We start from the raw sequence: 5,043 nt of genomic DNA, 5'->3' as shown, positions 1-5,043 counted from the left end.
CGCGGCCGGGCCGGAGGGCGCGGCCCCCGCCACCCCCCCCGGCGCGCCGGCCGAGCCCGCCGCCACGGTGAAGCTGCTTGCCGCCCATGGAGCACGGGCGGCCAACGCACTTTCCCCGAATTACCACCGGTGGTCCGATGCCGACGTTTCCGCGACGTTGCAGGCCGGCCGACCGGCAACATTGCGTCTTCTGGGACCTGGCAGCCTCGGCGTCGCCTCCCCTCTCGTCAGGATGTCGGCGCATCTGGGTGCCTGTGACGCGCATCCCGGCGACCTCGCCTTCATAGCCCGCTCCGGCACGGTGGCGAACGCCACCCTCTCCTGGGCGGCGGCAAACGGGGTCGGCTTTTCCGGCGTCGCATCGCTCGGGCAACGCGCCGATATCGACGTCTCGGACCTGCTTGACTGGTTCGCGCTCGACCACCGCACCCGCGCCATCCTCGTTCACCTGGAAACCATCGCCAATCCGCGCAAGTTCCTGTCGGCGGCGCGCGCCGCCGCCCGTTCCAAGCCCGTGGTCGTGTTGCGATCCGGCGCCAGCCGCGAGCAGGGCGGCGAACGCGTCACTCACGCGGGACGGATCGCGGTCGCCGACGCGGTTTACGACGCGGCCCTTGCACGCGCCGGCGTCCTTCGGGTCGAGGATATCGACGAGATGTTCGAGGCGGTGGAAACCATCAGCCGGGTGAGGCCGGTCAGCGGCCGGCGGCTTGCCATCGTCGCGACCGGCGGCAGCCTGGCGACGCTGGCCGCCGATCAGTTGCAGCGGCAGGGCGGCATCCTCGCCGAGCCGCAACCGGACACCGTCGCAGCCCTCGCCTCCAGCCAGCGCGCCGGACAGGCGACATCGAACCCCCTGTGCCTGTGCGAGACCTCCGGCGCCGAGGCCTATGCGCAGGCCGCCAGCACGCTGCTGGCGGACAGCAATGTCGACGCGGTGCTCGCGGTTGTCGCCCCTTCGGCCTTCACCCGGCTGGAAGACACCGCCGACGCACTGGCGAATGTGGGCGCCGGCGTGGGGTCGGTTTACCGCCGCCGGAAACCGCTGCTGGTGGCGCTGGCGGCCGGCGCGCCCCTGCCGCGCAAGGCGCTCGATCGCGCCCGCATCCCCTGTCACGGCAGCGCATCGGAAGCGGTGCGCGCCTTCATGCATCTGGTGCGCTATGCGGACGGACGCGACATGCTGATGGCCGCGCCGCCCAGCCTGCCGGGAGATTTCGAGCCCGATGCCGAGACGGCCCGCAACGTTGTGAGCACCGCGCTTGCGCGTGGACAGCAATGGCTTGCACCTCAGGAAATCCGGAAGGTGCTTGCGGCTTATGGCATCGCACAGGTGGAGACCCGGCTGGCGCAAAGCCCTCAAGAGGCGGCATCCATCGCCGCGAACCTGATGCGGACCGGCGACAGGGTCGCCGCAAAACTTGTATCCCCCCAATTGCCCTTCAAGTCGGATGTCGGCGGCGTCCTGCTCGACCTTGATACGCCGGAGGCGGTGGAGAGCGCCGCAAGGGACCTGCTCGCCCGCATCACCGAAACCCACCCCGGCGCCGAGATCACCGGCATCGCGCTGCAACCGATGCTGCGCCATGCCCATTCCAGCGAGGTGTTCATCGGCCTCGCCGACGATCCCACGTTCGGCCCGGTCCTGCTCTTCGGTCATGGCGGCACCGGCGTCGAGGTGATGGGAGACATTTCCATCGGCCTGCCGCCCCTTGATCTCAACCTTGCGGAGGCGATGGTGCGTGGAACCCGCATCAGCCGCCTGCTGGAAGGTTTCCGCAACCGCCCGGCGGCGGACATGCACGCCATCGCCCTGACGCTGGTCAAGGTGGCCCAGATCGCTGTCGACATTCCCGAAATCCGCGAGCTCGACCTCAACCCGCTGGTCGCGGACCGCCAGGGCGTGACGGTTCTCGACGCGCGCATCGCCATCTGCGAGGCGCGGGTGCATCCCGGCCGCAGCCCGACGTCGCGGCTGGCGATCGCCCCCTATCCGAAGGAGTGGGAACGGGACCTGACGCTGAAGGACGGGACGCGCGTCGACATTCACCCGGTCCGGCCGGAGGACGAGGAGCGTTATCGCCGTTTCTTCGAGAAAGTGTCGCCAGAGGACCTGCGCCTGCGTTTCTTCGCGCCGGTAAAGGAGTTCAGCCACGCCTTCATGGCGCGTCTCGTGCAACTCGACTATTCGCGCGCCATGGCCTTCGCCGCGTCCGACCCGGAGACCGGCGACCTTCTCGGTGTGGTGCGGCTGCATGCCGATCCCGATCATCGCACCGGCGAATACGCGATCCTGGTTCAGTCCTCGCTGAAGGGACAGGGGCTCGGCTGGGCCTTGATGCAGATGATCATCGACTATGCCGCGGCCGACGGCATCGAGACGATCAAGGGCGAGGTGCTGAAGGAAAACACCACCATGCTCGCCATGTGCACGGCACTCGGTTTTTCCGTCCGCTCCTCGCCCGGGGACGATTCCATCGCCGAGGTGACGCTGCCGGTCTCCCCGGCTGGAAGACCTGCCGGTTGAAGCGCCGCCTCAGCCGGCGCGAATCTGGCTGAGCGAACGGGCCGGCGTGATCGCCTCCGGGTCGAGCTTGAGGTGAAGCAGGGCCGGCTTGCCGGAGGCGGCCGCCCGCTCGAAGGCCGGACCGAATTCGCCGGCCCGCTCCACCGTTTCCGCATGGGCGCCATAGGCGCGGGCGAAGGCCGCAAAATCCGGATTGACCAGGCTCGTCGCCGAAACGCGGCCGGGGAAGTCGCGCTCCTGATGCATCCGGATGGTGCCGTACATGCCGTTGTCGACGACAACGACGATGATCGCCGCCCCTTCCTGCGCTGCAGTGCCGAATTCCTGCATGGTCATCTGCAGGCACCCGTCGCCGGCAAAGCAGACCACGGTGCGCTCCGGATATTTCAGCTTGCCGGCAATGGCAGCCGGGAGGCCGTAGCCCATCGAACCGCTGGTCGGGGCAAGCTGGGTATTGAGGCGGCGAAAGCGGTGGAAGCGGTGTACCCAGGTGGCATAGTTGCCAGCGCCATTGGCCAGGATCGCGTCATCCGGAAGATGCTGCTCGAGCCAGTCCATCACCTGCGACATCTGAAGTGCACCCGGCACCTCGGGGCGCGCACCGGACCAGGCGAGGTAGTCGTCGTGAGCGGTTGCGGCGGTTCCCTCCCAGGCGATGGCGTTCGGCGGTTGCAGGGCCTCGAGCGCGGCGCAGAAGCCGTTCGGCGTCGCATGGATGGCAAGGTCCGGCAGATAGACGCGGCCGAGCTCCTCGGCGCCTGCATGAACGTGCACCAGCGACTGCCGGGGCAAGGGAATATCCAGAAGCCCGTAGGACTGGCTCGGCATCTCCGAAAGACGTCCGCCGACAAGCAGCAGCAGGTCGGCCTCGCGTACACGCTCCGCCAGCTTCGGATTGATGCCGATGCCGACATCGCCGGCATAGTTCCCATGCAGGTTGTCGAACAGCATCTGGCGACGGAAGGAGCAGGTGACCGGCAGTTCGAAGCGCTCGGCAAAGCGGGTGAACGCGGCCCGCGCGGCTTCGCTCCAGCGGCTGCCGCCGAGAATGGCGAGCGGCCGCTTCGCCGCCCACAGGCGCTTCTGCAGGTCCGCCATCTGGGCCAGCGAGGGATGGGTTTCCAGCGGCGCGAATGCCGGCAATTCCGCCACCTCGGCACTCTCCGCCAGCATGTCCTCGGGGAGCGCCAGAACGACCGGCCCGGGTCGGCCGGACGTCGCCACGTGATAGGCGCGCGACAGCATTTCGGGGATGCGGGCGGGATCCTCGATCTCGGCCACCCATTTGGCCATGCCGCCGAAGAACTGGCGGTAGTCGACCTCCTGGAAGGCGTCGCGCCCGCGCATGCCGGTCTCGATCTGACCGACGAACAGGATCATCGGCGTGGAGTCCTGCTGTGCGACATGGACACCGGCGGCGGCGTTGGTGGCGCCCGGACCGCGGGTCACCATGCAGATCCCCGGCCGGCCCGTCATCTTGCCGAAGGCCTCCGCCATCATCGCGGCGCCACCTTCCTGCCGGCAGACGGTGACGGGGATCTCGGCATCATGCAGCGCATCAAGGACCGGAAGATAGCTCTCCCCGGGAACGCAGAAGATGCGGTCCGCGCCCAACTGTTCGAGCGCCCTGACAAGCAGGACCCCACCGGTGCCGGCGATCCGGCGCGCCGCACGCTTTTCCATGTCGATTGTCCCCGATCAAGCAAAGTGTTGCCCTGCCGATATACAACGGCGACGCGGATCGGCGCAAAGGCACGAGACTCCGTTTCCAATTCCGAAGCGGAATGAACTTCATCCCCGACTCGGAAAATCAGAGATCCTGTACGGTCACGACCTGGAACGTGTGCAACTCGCCGTCCTCGTCCTTGATCGAGACGTATTCTCCCGGGCGAAAGGGATGCGCGCCGAAGCGGTAGCCGGCCTCGTCATCCTCATCGCCGTCGATATCGTAATGGAAGGCCCAGGAGCCGCCCGGACGATGGCGGAGGTGCCCGATATCCTCCTCTTCGTCGGCCCAGAAACGACGCACCCGACACTGCTCCCGATGCTTCTTCCATTCCCCCGGGTCGATGTGATCGTCCGCATCGAGCGGTGCAATGAATTCGTAGCCATGCCGCGCCGAGCCATTCGGGAACTCCCGGGTGCGGGCCAGGTTGAGGCGGATCTTCTTGAGGCCTGAATGGGTGGTCATGAATGTCGGAGCTCCTGCTTTGCGCTGGGCAAATATTAGCAGTCTCAACGGGATCCGGCATCCTGCAATGAGCGAGATCAAATCCACCCCAAAGCTCCCTGCCGGACATGAAAAGGCAAGGGCCGGAACACCGGCCCCCTGCCGGCACATGCCGGACATGAAAAAGGCGGGGGGCCGGAACACCGGCCCCCCGCCGGCACGTGCCGGACATGAAAAAGGCGGGGCCGGAACACCGGCCCCCTGCCGGCACGTGCCGGACATGAAAAAGGCGGGGCCGGAACACCGGCCCCTGCCGGCACGTGCCGGACATGAAAAAGGCGGGGCC

General features: G+C 67.6%; 3 protein-coding genes. 1 reads left to right on the top strand and 2 read right to left on the bottom strand.

The features are described from left to right. Nucleotides 1–2,527: bifunctional acetate--CoA ligase family protein/GNAT family N-acetyltransferase (locus ACN0T5_RS21810; protein ID WP_417770707.1), on the top strand; the 2,527-nt coding region annotated here is incomplete at its 5' end. 9 nt (nt 2,528–2,536) lie between these two features. Here the strand turns inward: ACN0T5_RS21810 and ACN0T5_RS21805 are convergent. Further along, entirely contained in the window at nt 2,537–4,210 is a 1,674-nt protein-coding gene (locus ACN0T5_RS21805; RefSeq protein ID WP_417770706.1) for a thiamine pyrophosphate-binding protein, read from the bottom strand. A 127-nt stretch (nt 4,211–4,337) separates the two neighbouring features. Beyond that, nucleotides 4,338–4,718: a hypothetical protein gene (locus ACN0T5_RS21800; RefSeq protein ID WP_417770705.1), complete on the bottom strand. Its 381-nt coding sequence runs from the start codon at nt 4,716–4,718 to the stop codon at nt 4,338–4,340. Nucleotides 4,719–5,043: the final 325 nt, after the last annotated feature.

Origin of the sequence: Stappia sp., assembly GCF_048261845.1 — a bacterium.
GTDB lineage: Bacteria > Pseudomonadota > Alphaproteobacteria > Rhizobiales > Stappiaceae > Stappia.
This window is presented reverse-complemented; position numbering and strand designations above follow the sequence as displayed.